At 61.7% G+C, this 17,894-nt stretch carries 13 protein-coding genes; 6 read left to right on the top strand and 7 right to left on the bottom strand.

Going from position 1 to position 17,894, the window contains the following annotated elements; translation table 11 throughout:
- The first annotated feature begins 121 nt into the window (after positions 1-121).
- From JOE34_RS02195 to ampE, 3 genes are all read left to right on the top strand, one after another.
- Complete coding sequence (locus JOE34_RS02195; protein ID WP_209995080.1) at positions 122-2,377, top strand: DUF1631 domain-containing protein; 2,256 nt, start codon at positions 122-124, stop codon at positions 2,375-2,377.
- A 206-nt stretch (positions 2,378-2,583) separates the two neighbouring features.
- Positions 2,584-3,132 carry a 1,6-anhydro-N-acetylmuramyl-L-alanine amidase AmpD gene (gene ampD / locus JOE34_RS02190; protein ID WP_003414880.1) on the top strand — a complete coding sequence of 183 codons (549 nt, stop codon included), beginning with the start codon at positions 2,584-2,586 and terminating at the stop codon, positions 3,130-3,132.
- 15 nt (positions 3,133-3,147) lie between these two features.
- Entirely contained in the window at positions 3,148-3,984 is an 837-nt protein-coding gene (ampE, locus tag JOE34_RS02185) for a regulatory signaling modulator protein AmpE (protein ID WP_003345100.1), read from the top strand.
- Positions 3,985-4,019: 35 nt separating this feature from the next.
- On the opposite strand, the gene JOE34_RS02180 is transcribed toward ampE, so the two are convergent.
- Together JOE34_RS02180 and cra are read right to left on the bottom strand one after the other, a co-directional pair.
- Positions 4,020-4,820: a TatD family hydrolase gene (locus JOE34_RS02180; protein WP_209995078.1), complete on the bottom strand. Its 801-nt coding sequence runs from the start codon at positions 4,818-4,820 to the stop codon at positions 4,020-4,022.
- Positions 4,817-5,812 (bottom strand): catabolite repressor/activator, encoded by a 996-nt coding sequence (cra, locus tag JOE34_RS02175; RefSeq protein WP_122336216.1) that lies wholly within the window; start codon positions 5,810-5,812, stop codon positions 4,817-4,819. Before cra ends, JOE34_RS02180 begins: the two co-directional genes overlap by 4 nt.
- Positions 5,813-6,166: 354 nt before the next feature.
- Between cra and ptsP the strand changes: the two genes are divergently transcribed.
- Genes ptsP through JOE34_RS02160 form a run of 3 tightly spaced genes read left to right on the top strand, consistent with a single transcriptional unit; the run spans position 6,167 to position 11,733 of the window.
- Complete coding sequence (ptsP, locus tag JOE34_RS02170; RefSeq protein WP_074910309.1) at positions 6,167-9,037, top strand: phosphoenolpyruvate--protein phosphotransferase; 2,871 nt, start codon at positions 6,167-6,169, stop codon at positions 9,035-9,037.
- Positions 9,037-9,978, top strand: a complete 942-nt coding sequence (pfkB, locus tag JOE34_RS02165; protein WP_003392655.1) for a 1-phosphofructokinase — start codon at positions 9,037-9,039, stop codon at positions 9,976-9,978. The genes ptsP and pfkB overlap by 1 nt, the downstream gene beginning before the upstream one ends.
- A 12-nt stretch (positions 9,979-9,990) precedes the next feature.
- Entirely contained in the window at positions 9,991-11,733 is a 1,743-nt protein-coding gene (locus JOE34_RS02160; RefSeq protein ID WP_032661087.1) for a PTS fructose-like transporter subunit IIB, read from the top strand.
- A gap of 39 nt (positions 11,734-11,772) precedes the next feature.
- On the opposite strand, the gene JOE34_RS02155 is transcribed toward JOE34_RS02160, so the two are convergent.
- The 5 genes from JOE34_RS02155 to panB all read right to left on the bottom strand — a co-directional run bounded on the left by JOE34_RS02155 (position 11,773) and on the right by panB (position 17,875).
- Complete coding sequence (locus tag JOE34_RS02155; protein WP_209995077.1) at positions 11,773-12,951, bottom strand: acetyl-CoA C-acetyltransferase; 1,179 nt, start codon at positions 12,949-12,951, stop codon at positions 11,773-11,775.
- Between the two features lie 107 nt (positions 12,952-13,058).
- Entirely contained in the window at positions 13,059-13,925 is an 867-nt protein-coding gene (locus tag JOE34_RS02150) for an oxygenase MpaB family protein (RefSeq protein WP_032661089.1), read from the bottom strand.
- 383 nt (positions 13,926-14,308) lie between these two features.
- Positions 14,309-15,973: a glucose-6-phosphate isomerase gene (gene pgi / locus JOE34_RS02145; protein WP_010415413.1), complete on the bottom strand. Its 1,665-nt coding sequence runs from the start codon at positions 15,971-15,973 to the stop codon at positions 14,309-14,311.
- Positions 15,974-16,226: 253 nt separating this feature from the next.
- Positions 16,227-17,078 carry a pantoate--beta-alanine ligase gene (panC, locus tag JOE34_RS02140; RefSeq protein ID WP_017278626.1) on the bottom strand — a complete coding sequence of 284 codons (852 nt, stop codon included), beginning with the start codon at positions 17,076-17,078 and terminating at the stop codon, positions 16,227-16,229.
- A complete protein-coding gene (gene panB / locus JOE34_RS02135; protein WP_003423024.1) occupies positions 17,075-17,875 on the bottom strand; it encodes a 3-methyl-2-oxobutanoate hydroxymethyltransferase in 801 nt (266 codons plus the stop codon). The genes panC and panB overlap by 4 nt, the downstream gene beginning before the upstream one ends.
- Positions 17,876-17,894: the final 19 nt, after the last annotated feature.

Genomic DNA, 17,894 nt, shown 5'->3' with positions numbered 1-17,894 from the left:
CCGACTTGTAATTGACGCCATGGGTTTGACGTTGTGCAAGGTCAAGAGGGTCGCTTCACAGTGCGGGGGTAGCAAGCCACGTTTGTGATGGGGTTCAGGTTGTTTCCTGTCAGGGGGTGTAATGCCGAACGACGAAAAAGTAGTGCCGTTGAGCAAATCGTTCCCTTTGCAGGGGGCGGGTACTCCTTTGGCCCGATTACCTGTTGTGTTGTTGCAGGTTCGCGACAAGGCGGCCCAGCAGCTCAAGGATGCATTGCAGGCGTTGTTCGATAACGCTGACGATACGCTGTTCGAAATGGCTGACCGCGCCCGCAGCAACACTGAGCAGAACATCTTTTTTGAAGCCATGCGTGACCTGCGCCTCAAGCGCAAAAGCATAGAACGTGGTTTTCTCGACAAGTTTTACGAGTCTTTCCTGGTCCTGGGCCACTATCAGATTCAGGAACCCGTGCTTCCGGCCGCTGTGTCTTTCGACAAGCTGTCGTTGGTGCACAACGATGATCTCGAGAAGACCGTGGCCGTGGACGCCATGGTCAGCAAAGTCATGAGCCGTGACGCCCTCGCTCTGGGCCAGCTCACTGCCCGCCTGAACGTCCTCATTCCTCAAGCCATTGCCGAAGACTCCAACCCTCTGGGGCCGGCGATGCTCTGCAGATTCTTTCTGGAGGCAGGGCGCAGCCTTGGCGTCGAGATCAAGGTCAAGCTGATCATTCTCAAGCTGTTCGAGAAGTACGTCCTGGCCAATACGGACGATCTGTACAGCGAAGCCAATCAGTTGCTGATTGCCACAGGTGTATTGCCGGACATGAAAGCGTTGCCGGCCCGTCGCTCATCCGACCGGGCGGCACCCAGAAGTCGCTCCGCCGAGATGTCCGACCCTGCCCTGAACGAAGCCGCCGACAAGCTCGACAAGGGTGTGCAGGAGGTGTTCTCGGCTTTGCAGGAACTGCTGCTGCACGTGCGCGGCCACCTCGCGCCGCGTCATGAGCCCAATGCCGAAGTGCGTCCGATTTCCAGCCGGGACCTGCTGCGCCTGCTGTCTCACCTGCAGCAATATGTGCCGTCGCAGGACACTTCAGACGATTTCGACCTGCGCAATCAGCTGGAACAACTGCTGACGCGCGTCAACGTCAAGACCGGAAAATCCAGAATCGTCGGTGTCGGTGACGAAGATGTCATCAACCTGATCGCCATGCTGTTCGAGTTCATTCTCGATGACCGCAACCTGACGCCTTCATTGCGTGCTCTGATCGGACGCCTGCAGATTCCGATGCTCAAAGTGGCGGTCATCGACAAAAGTTTCTTTAGCCGCGGCAGTCATCCTGCCCGTCGCCTGCTCAACGAAATTGCCACTGCCGCGCTGGGCTGGGGTGGCCGTGACGACTATCAGCGCGACTCGCTGTATCAGCGCGTCGAGCAGATCGTGCAGCGCCTGCTCAATGATTTTGTCGATGACCCGGCGATCTTTTCCGAATTACTGGCGGATTTTCTGGCCTTCACCAGTGACGAGCGTCGCCGCAGCGAGCTGCTTGAGCAGCGTACCCGCGATGCCGAAGAGGGTCGCGCCCGTGCCGAACTGGCTCGGCAGCAGGTGCAGCACGAGCTGAATCAGCGCCTGCTGGGCAAAACCTTACCCGAGGTTGTTGTGCGGCTGCTGCAGGAGGCTTGGAGCAAGGTATTGCTGCTGACTTGCCTCAAGCATGGCGAAGAGTCCAGCGAGTGGCAGGCCGGGCTGGAGACCATGGATGAGTTGATCTGGAGCGTCGAGCTGCATGATGATCCGCAGGCCTTGCAGCGCCTGCTGGAGCTGGTTCCGGGACTGCTCAAGTCGCTGCGTGACGGCTTGAGCAGTGCCGCTTTCGACCCGTTTGCCACCAGCGAATTTTTCAGTCAGCTGGAGTCGCTGCACGTGAAAGCGTTCCAGCACTTCTCGCGCTTGCAGGAAAGTGAGGGCGACACTGCGCAAAGCGATGCCACGCAGGCAGACGGCCAGGCCGTAGAGGGCCCGCCGATGATGGAGGTGATCGAGGAAATCGTTCTGATTACCGCTGAAGAGCAGATGCTCAATGAGCCGGTGGTCCAGCTACCTGATGACGACGCAGGCCTGCAGATGGTCGACAAGCTGCGGGTCGGTTGCTGGGTCGAGATTCAGGAAGATGAAGAGCACAAACTGCGTTGCAAGTTGACCGCGATTGTCGAGCCGACCGGGCGTTATGTGTTCGTCAATCGGACCGGCATGAAGGTTCTGGAAAAGACCCGCACCGGTCTTGCCATAGAGTTTCGCCGCGGCGCGGTACGTATTCTCGATGATGCGCTGCTGTTCGATCGGGCCCTGGAGTCCGTCATCAGCAACCTGCGCAAGCTCAAGGGCGCCTGACTGGCGGCGATGTTGTCTGTCGCCAGACGCACATTTGACTGCGGTGCCGACGCCCCGCGTCGGCCTGCAGTCCACGCCGCGCCGCCAGGGATCCTTGGTGTCTACAGCGCGTTTCCTACATCGCGAATCCGTACCCAAGCCCCCACATTAGCTTCTGTCACGGGCATAATCAGCGCTACTTATTTTCCCCCCTTCAAGGAGCATTCATGCAACTGGACTCCGCAAGCGGCTGGTGCGACGGCGTGCAGCATTGCCCCTCGCCCAACTTCAATGCGCGACCCGAAGGCGAAATCTCGCTGCTGGTGATTCACAACATCAGCCTGCCCCCAGCACAGTTCAAGACCGGCAAGGTGCAGGCTTTCTTTCAGAACCAGCTCGACATCGACGAGCATCCCTACTTTGTGGGGATTGCCGATCTGCGCGTTTCAGCGCATTTTCTGATTGAACGTGATGGCGAGGTCGTTCAGTTCGTCTCTTGTCTTGATCGTGCGTGGCACGCCGGTGTTTCCAGTTTTCAGGGCCGGGAAGGGTGCAATGACTTTTCTGTCGGCATCGAACTGGAGGGGACGGATGACCAGCCTTTCACCGAAGCGCAATACGACGCGCTGATCGACCTGACGCGACAGTTGCGTCAGGCGTTCGAGGCGATCACCCCCGAGCGTATCTGTGGCCACAGTGACGTGGCGCCGGGACGCAAGACTGATCCTGGGCCCTGTTTTGACTGGGCCAGGTTTCGAGCGGCTTTGCTGGATTGATGTGAGGGACGAACAATGAGTTTTCTGGTGTTACTGCTGGCCGTTCTTATCGAAAAGTTTTCTGCCCTGCGTCAGCGCGTTCAGCGTGACGGGCCGTGGCTGAAAGAACTGGCAAAACTCGAGGCCAGCCCGCGTACCTCGACACGTCCCTGGGTAATGCTGGCGCTGCTGGTGCTTGTGCCCGTGCTGATCCTGCAACTGGCGCTGACCATTATCGGCTCGGTGGCCTATGGCTGGCTGGTTCTGCCCATTCACCTGCTGGTGTTGATCTACAGCCTTGGCCGGGTTGACCTGATTGCGGTGCTCGGGCCGTTTCGCGATGCCTGCCGACGTGGCGATGCGCAGGCTGCGGTGCACGTGGCCGAGCGCGACATGGGCGTGCAGGCGGACAACAGCGAGCAATTGCTGCAGGGTGTGCAGGGCTACCTGCTCTGGCAGGCGTTTCAGAGTTTCTTCGCCGTGATTTTCTGGTACTTCGTACTCGGCCCGGTGGCTGCGCTGGCCTACAGGCTATTGGCACTTGCCGCCGAGCACGGCAAGACACCCGCACTGGTGGAGCGCGCAGGGCAGTTGCGCCATGCCTTCGACTGGGTACCGGTCAGGTTGCTCGCCGCCAGCTTCGCATTGGTCGGCAATTTTGTGGCGGTCACCCGGGTGATGCTGCATGAACTGCTGAACTGGAACATCAGTGCTGCACAACTGATTACGCGCGTTGGCTGCGCCGCCAGCGAGGTTCCGCCTCCGATGATGGGGGCGCAAGGCGTTACCGGCCTCGACATGCTCTGGGAGCTGCTGGTACGTGCCGCGGTGGTCTGGTACGCAGGGTTCGCCCTGTGGACCCTTCTGCTCTGATCCGATCCTGGCCAGGCAGGCTCAAGCATGTGCCATCAGGTGTGTGACAGGCGAGGCCAGTCGAACAGTTCGCAGGCATTGTCCGTGCTCACCTGGGCCAGGCGCTCGGGGCTGATCTTCATCAGCCCCGCAAGGGCCTCGCAAATGTCGGGCAAGTGCTGCGGGCTGTTGCGCTGATAGGGATGCATGGCCGGCGCCATGTCCGGTGAGTCGGTTTCAAGCACCACACTGTCCAGCGGCAGTTCGGCGATGACCCGATGCATGCGCAGCGCCTGCGGCCAGGTTGCGGCTCCGCCCAGACCCAGTTTGAACCCCAGCCTGATGTACTCGCGCGCTTCTTCGCGGCTGCCGGCAAAGGCGTGAATGATGCCGCTGCGCTTTGGCCCGTGGCGCTTGAGCGTAGCGATCACCTCGGCATGGCTGCGGCGCACGTGCAGCAAGGCGGGCAGGTTGAAGTCGTTAGCCAACTGCAATTGCGCGTCAAAGAGCGCCTGCTGACGCGCCCTGTCCGGCTGCTCGACGTAATAATCCAGACCGATCTCACCCACCGCACACAGCTGCGGATGGCCTTTCAGGCGCGTCAGCCAGTCGCCCAACTCGTTCAGGTGTGCAGTGCGGTGCTCATCGATGTACACCGGATGCATGCCGAACGCCGCGTACAGGGCAAGGTTGGCCTCGGTCAGCTCCCACAGCCGCTGCCAGTTACGCTGATACACCCCGAGCACCACCATGCGCTGCACGCCGAGCGCCAGGCAGTTGTCCAGCACTTGAGCGCGGTCGGCATCGAAGTCCGCAAAATCCAGGTGGGTATGGGTATCGATCAGCGTCACCTTCACGCCTCGTGAATACGTTGCTTGAAGGCCCTGGCAATAGCGTGCACGCCCGGCTGGTAATCATCCTTCTCGATAGCGGCCAGCGCCAGTTGCAGGGCCTTATCGGCGATCAGCTGGTGTTGCTGGGCCATGGCGTTGACAGGCAGCGGCAGGAAGTCCAGCAATTGCGTGTCGCCGAAGGTACCCAGATGCAGTGGGGTCGATTGCAGTGCCTGACTTTGCAGCACATCGAACACGCCTTGCAGCAGTACGTAGGACGTGGTGATCAATGCGTCCGGAAAATGTCCCTGGCGCTGTAGCATCCCGGTCATCAAACGCTGACCACACTGGCGACTGAACGCTTCGCCGTGCTCGACGATGGTGGCTCCGGTAAATCCGTTGAGTGCGTGTTCGAAGCCAGCGGCACGCGCGCGACTGATGCTCAGTTCAGGGCGTGCACCGATCAGGGCGATGTGGCGCGGTCGGGTTTGCAGGAGGCTGTGGGTCAGTTGCAGGCAGGCGTCATGGTCGTCGCTGACCACTGAGCAGAAAAACTCGGGATTCATTTCCCGGTCGATGGCGATGATCGGCATGCCCTTGAGCTGCAATTCGCGGTAGCTGTCGTCACCGGGTGGCAGGCAGCTGGCGACCAGCAACGCATCGCAACGGCGTGCGCGGAACAGCTGCAAAAGCTGCAGCTCGCTGGCAGGGTCGTCGTCGGAGCTGGCAATCAGCAGTTGATAGCCGAGGCTGCGCGCGCCTTGCTCGAGCAATTTGGCGATGCGCGCATAGCTGGGGTTTTCCAGGTCGGGCAGGATGAAGCCCAGTGTCTTGCTATGGCGGCTGCGCAGGCCCGCCGCTTGCGGGTTGGGTCGGAAGTCGTGCTGCTCGACCACGGCTTTGACACGCTCGACCGTTGCCGGGCTGATACGCTGTTTTTCGGCCTTGCCATTGATGACGTAACTGGCCGTAGTGACAGAAACACCTGCCAGACGTGCGATATCGCTCAGTTTCACCCCGGAGTTTCCTTTTATTAGGTACGCGGCTCAGGACAATCGAATTATTTTTTTCATGGCGCTGATCTTTACACCAGACCGTAGGAAACTCCCAAGTACTTCACGTATTTTGGGAATTGTCCCACAGTGATCGCACCGTCCGGGCTTCAATGAATCCCCAGAATCGAGTAACGTGCCGGACAATTCTAGATTAAACGATTCAGCACGCCTGTTGTCTGCTGCAATCGAGATGAAAGTGATGTCCGATACGATACTCGGACGAATATCACCTTCATCCCCCCAAGCTGTCGATCACACGATCGCCATTAAAACAAGAATCAGGTGGCGCCTCGGCGCTGCACAGGAGTCAAGGCAATGCTCGAACTCACTCTGGAGCAAATATCCATGGCCCAGTCGGCTGTGGATAAAACTGCCGCACTTAAGCTGATTGCCGACCACCTGGTCGCTGATGGTCTGGTTGCCGAGGGCTACCTCACCGGGCTGATGAACCGTGAGCAGCAAGGCTCGACCTTCCTCGGTCAGGGCATCGCCATCCCACACGGTACACCCGAAACCCGCGACCTGGTGTTTACCACCGGTGTGCGTCTGATGCAGTTCCCTGAAGGGGTGGACTGGGGCGACGGACAAATGGTTTACCTGGCGATTGGTATCGCTGCCAAATCCGACGAGCACTTGCGCCTGCTGCAACTGCTGACTCGCGCATTGGGTGAAGAGGATCTTGGCCAGGCGCTGCGCGAAGCGAAGACCCCGGAAGACCTGCTCAAGCTATTGCAGGGCGCTCCGCAGGAACTGGCGCTCGACGCACAGATGATCAGCCTCGGCGTATCGGCCGACGATTTTGAAGAACTGGTCTGGCGCGGCGCACGCCTGTTGCGCAAGGCCGACTGCGTGAGTAACGGCTTTGCCGCCGTGCTCCAGCAAGTGGAAGCGTTGTCGCTGGGTGATGGCCTCTGGTGGCTGCACAGCGAGCAAACCGTCAATCGTCCTGGCCTGGCGTTCGTCACCCCCGACAAACCCATGCGCTATCTGGGCCAGCCGCTGACCGGTCTGTTCTGCCTGGCCAGCCTCGGTGAGGCGCATCAGGCGCTGCTCGAGCGTCTGTGCCTGTTACTGATCGAAGGCCGTGGCCACGAGTTGGGGCACGCCACCAATAGTCGCGCCGTGCTCGAAGCGCTGGGCGGCGAACTGCCAGCCGAGTGGCCGACCCGGCAGATTCAGCTGGCCAATGCCCATGGCTTGCATGCCCGCCCGGCGAAGATACTGGCGCAGTTGGCCAAGGAGTTTGACGGCGAGATCCGCATGCGCGTGCTGGAAACCGGCGAAGCCGCCGTGTCGGCCAAGAGCCTGAGCAAGTTGCTCAGCCTCGGCGCCCGCCGTGGTCAGACGCTGGAGTTCATTGCCGAACCGACCATCGCCGACGACGCGCTACCCGCCCTGATCGCAGCCGTGGAGCAAGGTCTGGGCGAGGAGGTAGAACCCTTGCCCGCCGTCTCGCAGGCCGAGACTGCGCCAGCGCCGACCCCGGCTGCTGCCAAACCGCTTAGTGCTCCGCCAGCCGGTAGCGTGTTGCAGGCTGTGTCTGCTTCACCGGGCATTGCCATGGGGCCGGCGCATATTCAAGTGCTGCAAAGCTTCGATTATCCCCAGCGGGGCGAGTCGGTGGCTGCCGAGCGCGAGCGCTTGCACAAGGCGATTGGCGAAGTGCGCAGCGATATCGAAAACCTCATTCAGCGCAGCAAGTCCAAGGCCATCCGGGAAATCTTCATCACTCACCAGGAGATGCTCGAAGACCCGGAACTGACCAGCGAAGTCGAAGCGCGCCTCAACAACGATGAAAGCGCGGCTGCTGCCTGGGCCACGGTTATCGAGACCGCTGCCGTTCAGCAGGAACAACTGCAGGACGCACTGCTGGCCGAGCGCGCCGCAGACCTGCGTGACGTCGGTCGCCGCGTGCTGGCGCAGATCTGTGGCGTCGAAACCGTTGCGGCCCCGGACGAACCGTACATTCTGGTGATGGATGAAGTCGGCCCATCCGACGTTGCCCGCCTCGACCCGGCGCAGGTCGCTGGTATTCTTACCGCACGCGGCGGTGCCACCGCGCACAGTGCCATCGTGGCGCGTGCGCTGGGCATTCCCGCACTGGTGGGGGCCGGAGATGAAGTGCTGCTGCTCAAGCCGGGCACCGTACTGTTGATCGACAGCCAGCGCGGACGGCTGACCGTCGCACCTGACGAGGCAACCCTACAGCGCGCAGTTCAGGACCGTGACGCGCGTGAGCAGCGTCTCAAGGCAGCCGCCGAAGCGCGCATGGAGCCTGCTGTGACGCGTGACGGTCATGCCGTCGAAGTCTTCGCCAATATCGGCGACAGTACGGGCACACCGGCTGCCGTGGAGCAGGGCGCGGAAGGCGTCGGCCTGCTGCGCACCGAATTGCTGTTCATGGCGCATTCCCAGGCGCCGGATGAGGCCACGCAGGAAGCTGAATACCGCCGCGTGCTGACCGATCTGGGAGGGCGTCCGCTGGTGGTGCGTACGCTGGACGTCGGTGGCGACAAGCCGCTGCCTTACTGGCCGATCGCCAAAGAGGAAAACCCGTTCCTCGGTGTCCGCGGTATCCGTCTTACCCTGCAGCGCCCGGATGTCATGGAAAGCCAGCTTCGCGCCCTGTTGCGTTCGGCAGACAGCGGCCCGCTGCGCATCATGTTCCCGATGATCGGCACGCTTGAAGAGTGGCGTCAGGCGCGGGACATGACCCAGCGTCTGCGCGAGGAAATTCCGGTCAGCGACCTGCAACTGGGGATCATGATCGAAGTGCCATCGGCGGCGCTGATCGCTCCGGTGCTGGCGAAGGAAGTGGACTTCTTCAGCATCGGCACCAATGACCTGACGCAATACACCATGGCCATCGACCGCGGCCACCCGACACTGTCGGCCCAGGCTGACGGCCTGCACCCGTCGGTGCTGCAACTGATCGACATGACCGTGCGTGCTGCGCATGCCAACGGCAAATGGGTGGGCGTGTGCGGCGAACTGGCTGCAGACCCGCTGGCCGTGCCGATCTTGGTCGGCCTGGGCGTGGATGAATTGAGTGTCTCGGCGCGCAGCATTGGCGAGGTCAAGGCCTGCGTACGTGAACTGACCCTGAGCAGCGCTCAGCAACTGGCGCAAAATGCGCTGACGGCGGGCAGCGCCGCCGAAGTCCGCGCGCTTGTGGAGGCTGTGTAATGGCGAAGATTCTTACCCTGACCATGAACCCGGCGCTGGACCTGACTGTGCAGTTGGGGCAGTTGGAGCTGGGCCAGGTCAACCGCAGCACGGCGATGCTTACTCACGCTGCGGGCAAAGGCCTGAATGTGGCGCAGGTGCTGGCTGACCTGGGCCATGACCTGACCGTTGCCGGTTTTCTCGGCGTCGACAATCAGCAAGCGTTCGAAGCGTTGTTCGAGCGTCGTCAGTTCGTCGACGAGTTTGTCCGGGTGCCGGGCGAAACGCGCAGCAATATCAAGCTGGCCGAAGGCAGTGGCCGCATCACCGACCTGAACGGCCCGGGGCCTCAAGTCAGCGAAGAGGCGCAGCACGCGCTGTTCACCCGCGTCGAACAGATCGCACAGGGTTTCGACGTGGTGGTCGTGGCGGGCAGCCTGCCGCGCGGCGTCACCCCGGAGTGGCTGCAAAAACTGCTGGTGATGCTCAAGGACCTCGGTCTGAAAGTGGCGCTGGACAGCAGTGGTCTGGCCTTGCGCGCCGGTCTTAAGGCCGGGCCCTGGTTGATCAAACCCAACACCGAAGAGCTGGCTGATGCGCTCGACGCACCGATCATCTCCATCGCTGCGCAAGCCGAGGCGGCTGCGCGTCTGCAGGCGCAGGGCATCGAGCATGTGGTGATCTCGCAAGGCTCCGAAGGCGTGCACTGGTTCAGCCCGAGCGTGGCGCTGCATTCGCTGCCTCCCAAGGTCACCGTGGCCAGTACGGTCGGTGCGGGTGACTCGCTGCTGGCAGGCATGGTGCACGGCTTGATCACCGGTCAAGAGCCGCACAAGACCCTGCGCACTGCCACAGCGATTGCCGCCATGGCGGTGACCCAGATCGGTTTCGGCATCACCGATGCCGCGCAACTCAAACGGCTTGAAGGCGGCGTCACTGTACGCAGCCTTTCAGAACAATAAGAGAGGATCGTCATGAAGTTAGCCATAGTTACGGCCTGCCCGAGCGGCAAGGTCAGCAGCGTACTCAGCGCACGATTGCTCGAAGCGGCGGCCCTGCGCCAAGGTTGGGAAACCAGCGTCGAAATCATCGATCACAACAAGGCCGATCAACAGTTGTCCGCCCAGGACATCGAAGCCGCCGATCTCGTTCTGGTGGTCAATACCGGTCCTGTGGACTTGAGCCGCTTTGTCGGCAAGCGCCTGTTTCAGGATTCGCCTGCGCATGCCTTGCAGGATGTCGACAGCTTTCTGCAGCGCGCCGAGCGAGAAGCGCAGGTACATGCAGCGTCCGAAGCAGCGGCGCCTCAGGCAAACGGTGATACTGGCGCGCAACCGCGCATCGTCGCGATCACGGCTTGTCCGACCGGTGTAGCACACACGTTCATGGCGGCCGAAGCGATCCAGCAGGCTGCCAAACGTCTGAATTACGACCTGCAAGTCGAAACCCAGGGTTCGGTAGGCGCGCGCAACCCGCTCAGCGCCAAGGCCATCGCCGATGCCGACGTGGTGCTGCTGGCGGCGGATATCGAGGTCAACACCGACCGCTTTGCCGGCAAGAAGATCTACCGTTGCGGCACCGGGATCGCGCTCAAGCAGTCCGAAGCGACCCTGAAAAAAGCCTTGGCGGAAGGGCAGGTGGAATCCGATGAGGCCGCCGCCAAGTCACCTGCCAGACAAGAGAAGGCGGGGGTCTACAAACACCTGCTGACCGGCGTGTCGTTCATGCTGCCGATGGTCGTGGCGGGCGGGCTGTTGATCGCTCTTTCCTTCGTGTTCGGTATCACCGCGTTCAAAGAGCCGGGCACGCTGGCTGCGGCACTGATGCAGATCGGTGGGGAAGCGGCGTTCAAACTGATGGTGCCGTTGCTGGCCGGTTACATCGCCTATTCGATTGCTGACCGTCCTGGGCTGGCACCCGGCATGATCGGTGGTCTGTTGGCGAGTACGCTGGGTGCCGGGTTCATCGGCGGTATCGTTGCAGGCTTCCTGGCCGGTTACAGTGCTGCGGCGATCAACCGCTACGCACGTCTGCCGGCCAGCGTCGAAGCGCTCAAGCCGATTCTGATCATCCCGTTGCTGTCGAGCCTGTTCACCGGTCTGGTGATGATCTACGTGGTCGGCAAGCCGGTTGCCGGGATGCTCGAAGCGTTGACGCACTTCCTCGACAGCATGGGCACCACCAACGCGATCCTGTTGGGCGTGGTGCTGGGCGCAATGATGTGCGTCGACCTCGGTGGGCCGATCAACAAGGCGTCCTATGCGTTCTCGGTCGGTTTGCTGGCATCCCAGAGCTATGCGCCGATGGCCACCGCCATGGCTGCCGGTATGGTGCCGCCTATCGGTATGGGCATCGCCACGATCCTGGCTCGCCGCAAGTTCGCCCAGAGCGAGCGTGAGGCAGGCAAGGCGGCGTTCGTGCTCGGGCTGTGCTTCATCTCGGAAGGTGCCATTCCCTTCGCTGCCAAGGACCCGTTGCGGGTGATTCCGGCCAGTGTCGTGGGTGGCGCGCTGACTGGTGCGTTGTCGATGTACTTCGGCTGCAAGCTGATGGCACCGCATGGCGGCCTGTTCGTGATGCTGATCCCCAACGCGATCAACCATGCGCTGCTTTATCTGCTGGCGATCATCGCCGGCAGTGTCCTGACCGGCGTGATCTACGCGTTGATCAAGCGTCCGGAGCCCGCTGACATGGAAGTGGCGCCCGCAGCCGCCTGATGACGCAAGGCGCGGGCTGTCCCGCGCCTTCTTCCTGCTCTAGCGTTCGAGCGCCAGAGCAACCCCCTGACCACCACCGATGCACAGCGTGGCCAGGCCCTTCTTCACATCGCGCCTGATCATCTCGTGCAGCAGTGTCACCAGCACGCGGCAGCCCGATGCGCCAATCGGATGGCCAAGGGCGATAGCGCCACCATTCACGTTGAGCTTTTGCGGATCCAGCCCCAGCTCCTTGCCCACCGACAGGGACTGTGCGGCGAAGGCTTCGTTGGCTTCGATCAGGTCCAGATCGGCCAGCGACCAGCCAGCCTTGTCCAGGCAGCGACGCGTGGCATTGACCGGGCCGATGCCCATGATGGCCGGGTCGACACCCGCGTTGGCATAGGCGGCGATACGCGCCAGCACCGGCAGGCCCAGTTGCTCGGCTCTGGCGGCACTCATCAGCATCACGGCGGCAGCTCCATCGTTCAGCGATGAAGCATTGCCGGCGGTGACCGTGCCGTCCTTTTTGAAGGCAGGCTTGAGCTTGGCCAGGGTCTCGGCGGTGGTGCCGGCGCGGGGCTGCTCGTCTGTTGCAAAGGACAGCGGATCACCCTTGCGCTGCGGGATCAGGATCGGGGTGATCTCATCGACGAAGCGTCCGGCTTCAGTCGCAGCCAGCGCTTTCTGCTGAGACAAGGCGGCGAACTCATCCTGGGCTTCACGGCTGATGTCGTACTGCTGCGCGAGGTTCTCGGCAGTGATGCCCATGTGGTAATCATTGAATGCATCCCACAGGCCGTCAGTGATCATCGTATCGACCATGCTGGCGTGGCCCATGCGCAGTCCGGTGCGTGCGCCCGGCAGCACGTAGTTGGACAGGCTCATGTTTTCCTGACCGCCGGCGATGATGATCTCGGCGTCGCCGCAACGAATCGCCTGGGTCGCCAGGTGCAGGGCCTTGAGGCCAGAGCCGCAGACCTTGTTCAGGGTCATGGCTGGTACCGAGAAGGGCAGGCCGGCCTTGATGGCTGCCTGCCGCGCGGGGTTCTGACCAGCGCCCGCGGTCAGCACCTGACCCATGATGACTTCATCGACCTGCGCGCCGTCCACGCCGGTGCGGGCAAGCAGTTGACGAATGACCGCTGCGCCGAGATCGACTGCGGCGACAGAGGCCAGTGAGCCCTGAAAACTGCCCACGGCGGTACGGGTGGCGGCGACGATAACGACGTCGTGCATGGTGCTGATCCTCATTGTTATTGAGCGCTCATGGTGGCACAGATAGGCAGACAGGTTCCAACCGTGAACCGCCCGGTCACGGTTTGCCGAAAACCGTCATGCCTCGTTCAAACGTCCATGCGGCGTCTGGCACGTTGCGCCGATCCGTCGCGCACGGCCCAGCGGAGAATGGGTGCAGTGCTGTTGACGCCCAGGCGGATCATTCGGCGTTTGCAGGGGCTTTGCGTGACGTCGAGCATGTCGCTGGCCCAGTCCGGCAGCAGCTCGATACCGGCGCGCATCATCAACACGCCAAACGGCTTGGCCAGCCAGTTGGGTGCAGGCGCATCGAGCAGCAGGCGCATTACTTCGCGGCTGCGCTGGTCACAGACCAGTTGGCCGCGAATGTCTGCCAGGTAGTCAGCAATGGCCTGACGGCAGCGCGGAACGTTGCGCGCGCCGAGTCGCTCGGCAACCAGCGCTGTTTCAGCGTAGTACGCGTCCTGAGCGGCGAGCGGCATGTCCGGGCTCAGATAGCGCACATGCGCTGCGAGGAAGCTGCTGACTTCGGCCACATGCACCCAGGTCAGCAAATCCGGATCGCTGGCGGCATACGGCCGGCCATCGGGCGCGGTGCCGACGATGTTGAGGTGAATGTTGCGGACCTTGTCGATCAGCCAGTTGGCATCTCGCGTTGAGCCATAGGTGGTGCCGGACAGAAACTGCCCGGTACGCCGCAGGCGGCCAAGCATGTCCTGACGAAAGTTGGAGTGGTCCCAGATGCCCGCCAGTGCCAGCGGGTGCAGAGTCTGCAGCATCAATGCGCTGATGCCGCCGACCAGCATGCTGGTGAAATCGCCATGCACTTCCCAGCACACCGCCTGAGGGCCAAACAGACCCGGGTCGCCCTTGGGGCTTTCCAGATCCAGTTGGCCTAGGGCCAGGCCGGTGAGGCTGATGACCTGGTTTTCGATGCGGGTGCGGATGAATTCCATGTCGTGCTCGGGCATCGGGGAGGGAAGTACGGCAAAGAGACTTTTGTGGTAACGGACCGTGCGACCCTTCGCTTGCTTGCGAAAGGGCCAGTACATCCGCTAAAGATGTATCACTCGAAATAAAGCTTTCGCGAACAAGTTCGCTCCTACAAGGAGAGCGTACATCCGCTGATGATGTACAGGGCTTCTGCCCGCAGGGCGTGGGAGCGAACTTGTTCGCGAAAGGGCCCTGTGCAGCCGCAGAAGTTTCTGCGTCTGACATAACGCCTTCGCGAACAAGGCGGATCGCCGCCCCGGTCGCTCCTACAAAAGCCCCGTTTCCCCTACTCATCAAGACTTCTGCGTAACGCTGAGCGCAGAGCGTGGGAACGAGAGGGAAACAATCAGCCGCGGTGACGGCCGCGGAAGTAGTTGATCAGGCCTTGGGTCGATGCATCGTCAGCCGGCTCTTCGGTGCCGCCGGTCAGGCGCTGGTACACCGCTTTGCCCATTTCCTTGCCCAGCTCCACACCCCATTGGTCGAAGGCGTTGGTGCCCCAGATCACGCTCTGCACGAACACCTTGTGTTCATACATGGCCACCAGCGCGCCAAGACGACGCGGGCTGATGCGCTCGACCACCAGCGTGTTGCTCGGACGGTTGCCAGGGATGACCTTGTGCGGTGCCAGCTTCTGCACCTCTTGTTCGTCCATACCCTTCTCGCGCAGTTCTGCTTCGGCTTCTGCGCGGGTCTTGCCCATCATCAGTGCCTGGCTCTGCGACAGACAGTTGGCGTACAGCCACTGGTGGTGGTCGGCAACCGGGTTGAAGCTGACGATCGGCACAATGAAATCGGCCGGAATCATCTGCGTGCCCTGGTGCAGCAACTGGTGGTAAGCGTGCTGACCATTGGCACCCACGCCGCCCCAGATCACCGGTCCGGTGTCGGTCGACGTCGGCGTACCGTCCTGACGGACGCTCTTGCCGTTGGATTCCATGTCCAGTTGTTGCAGGTGCTTGGTCATGTTACGCAGGTAGTGATCGTACGGCAGGATCGCGTGGCTTTGTGCGCCCCAGAAATTGCCGTACCAGACGCCCAGCAAGCCCAGCAATACCGGCATGTTCTGCTCGAACGGCGCGCTCTGGAAATGCTGGTCCATTGTGTAGGCACCGGACAGCAGTTCCTTGAAGTTGGACATGCCGATGGCCAGCGCGATAGGCAGACCGATGGCCGACCACAGCGAATAGCGACCGCCGACCCAGTCCCACATCGGGAAGATGTTTTCTTCACGGATACCGAAGGCTACGGCCGCAGCGTTGTTGCTGGACACCGCGATGAAGTGGCGATGCAGTTCGACTTCCGAGCCGCCCTGCGCCAGGTACCAGGCACGTGCCGCCTGTGCGTTTTTCAGGGTTTCCAGCGTGTTGAAGGATTTCGACGAGACGATGAACAGCGTGGTCTCGGCACGAATCTTCATCGACAGCTCATGGAATTCGCTGCCGTCGATGTTTGCCAGGTAATGGCAGCGGACACCTTTGTGCGCGTAGGCCACCAGCGCTTCGGAGACCAGCTCCGGGCCGAGGAACGAGCCGCCGATGCCGATGTTCACCACGTCGGTGATCGGTTTTTCGGTGTAACCGCGCCACAGGCCGTCATGGATGCGGCCGACCAGTTCGGTCATCTGATTGAGTACGCGGTGTACGTCCGGCATCACATCGACGCCGTTGACTTTCAACTTGTCGCCGACCGGTCGGCGCAGAGCGGTATGCAGGGCAGGGCGGCCTTCGGATGAGTTGACCAGCTCGCCATCATACTGAGCCTTGATCGCGTCTTTGAGGCCCACTTCGCCCGCCAGGCTGACCAACAGGTCGCGGGTCTCGGTGGTGATCAGGTTTTTGGAGTAATCGAGAAACAGGCCAGCGCTGCTGAGGGTGAATTGGCTGAAGCGCTGCGGGTCGGTGTTGAACGCTTCGCGCATGCTGAAGTTCTGCATGGTCTGGCGGTGTTTGTTCAACGCTTGCCAGGCGGGCAGAGCGGTCACATCGGAAGGAGTGCGGTAGTACGCCATCGCTGCGGGTTTCCTTTAACTGGTTCTGTCTTTGGATATTCTTGGAGCGAGGTCGCAAGCTTTCTCACGGGCTACACATCGCAGACTACCCTTCGCGTACCTGTTTGTCTGCGCCTCGCCTTACATGACCCCGGTACTTTTTCGCACACAGGCAACCGGGGTTTGGTCTCGAATACTGTCGGTTGTGGTTCAGGCAACCTGTACCGGTATGGCATTACCGGTGTGTCTTAGTTCATTGCCAGCGCACATCCTGTCAGCTTCTGGTCAGGTGCAGGTTGTCGATCAAGCGGGTTTTGCCCATGAACGCCGCTGCGAGGATGACCAGGTCGCGATTGTCGGCAGTCGTCGCCCGCAGGCTGGTGGCATCGCGTATCTCCAGGTAGTCGATACGAAAACCGGCAGCCTCCAGTTGCTGCTTCTTGCTTGCCAGCAGCGCGTCGAAATCCTGCTCGCCGGCCTTGATCGCGTCGGCGGTCTGGCGGATCGCCTGATACAGCGCGGGTGCCGCGACGCGCTGATCGTCGCTCAGATAACCGTTGCGGGAGGACAGCGCCAGGCCGTCGTCGGCGCGCACCGTCGGTTCGCCGATAATCTGGATCGGCATGTTCAGATCACGGACCATGGCCCGAATCACGGCCAGTTGCTGGAAGTCTTTTTCACCAAAGATCGCCAGGTCAGGCTGCACCATGTTGAACAGCTTGCTGACCACGGTCGCGACACCTTCGAAATGGCCGGGACGGCTGGCGCCACACAGGCCTTGCGACAGGTGCGGCACGCTGACCAGTGTCTGGTCGGCCATGCCGTGCGGATAGATTTCTTCGACGCTTGGGGTGAACAGCAGGTTGCAACCGGCCTGCAGGAGTTTTTCCTGATCGGCAGCCAGCGTGCGAGGGTAGGTGGCCAGGTCTTCGTTGGGGCCGAACTGCAGCGGATTGACGAAAATAGTGGCGACCACGAAATCGGCACGCTGCGCCGCCTTGGTGACCAGCGCGGCGTGGCCGCTGTGCAGGTTGCCCATCGTCGGGGTCAGCGCGATCCGCTTGCCTTCGCTGCGTGCCCGCGCAACAGCGGCGCGCAGGTCCTGTACGGTTTTTACTGTGTTCATGCCGAGAATCCGTGTTCAGTGGCCGGAAAGCTGACGTCTTTGACTGCGGCCACGTAGGCCCGGATAGCCGACTGGATATCGGGCTGACCGGTCATGAAATTTTTCACGAACTTGGGCACGCGTCCGGTGATGGACAGGCCGAGCATGTCGTGCAGCACCAGGACCTGGCCGTCGGTGGCGCTGCCCGCGCCAATACCGATGACCGGGACCTTCACCGCCTGGGTGATTTCCTCGGCCAGTTCGCTGGGTACGCACTCCAGCAGAATCATCGCTGCGCCCGCCTGTTCCAGCGCAATTGCATCGGCACGCATCTGCCGCGCCTGCGCCTCCAGCCGACCCTGAACCTTGTAACCACCCAACACGTTGACTGCCTGTGGGGTCAGACCCATGTGCGCGCACACCGGAATGCCGCGCTCGGCAAGCAAACGGATCGACTCGGCCAGCCAGGCAGCGCCTTCGACCTTGATCATGTGCGCGCCTGCCTGCATCAGCGTCGCGCTGTTGATCAGGGTCTGCTCCAGCGTCGCGTTGGCCATGAACGGCAGGTCGGCGAGGATCATCGCGCCCTGGTTGCCGCGTTTCACACACGCAACGTGGTACGCCGTTTCAGCCGTGGTAACAGGCAGGGTGCTGTCGTGACCCTGCAGGACCATGCCCAGCGAGTCGCCTATCAGCAGCACTTCTACACCCGCTTGAGAGGCCGTGTGGGCGAAGGTTGCGTCGTAGCAGGTCAGCATGGTGATTTTTTCACCTTTCTGCTTCATGGCCAGCAGCGACGTAACGGTTATGTTCGGCATGTAAAGTCCTCCATCAGGC

The sequence above is a fragment of the Pseudomonas sp. PvP028 genome (genome assembly GCF_017832255.1).
In the GTDB taxonomy this organism is placed as follows: domain Bacteria; phylum Pseudomonadota; class Gammaproteobacteria; order Pseudomonadales; family Pseudomonadaceae; genus Aquipseudomonas; species Aquipseudomonas syringae.
Note: the sequence above shows the minus strand (reverse complement) of the source record. Positions and strands in the feature narration are given on the sequence as shown.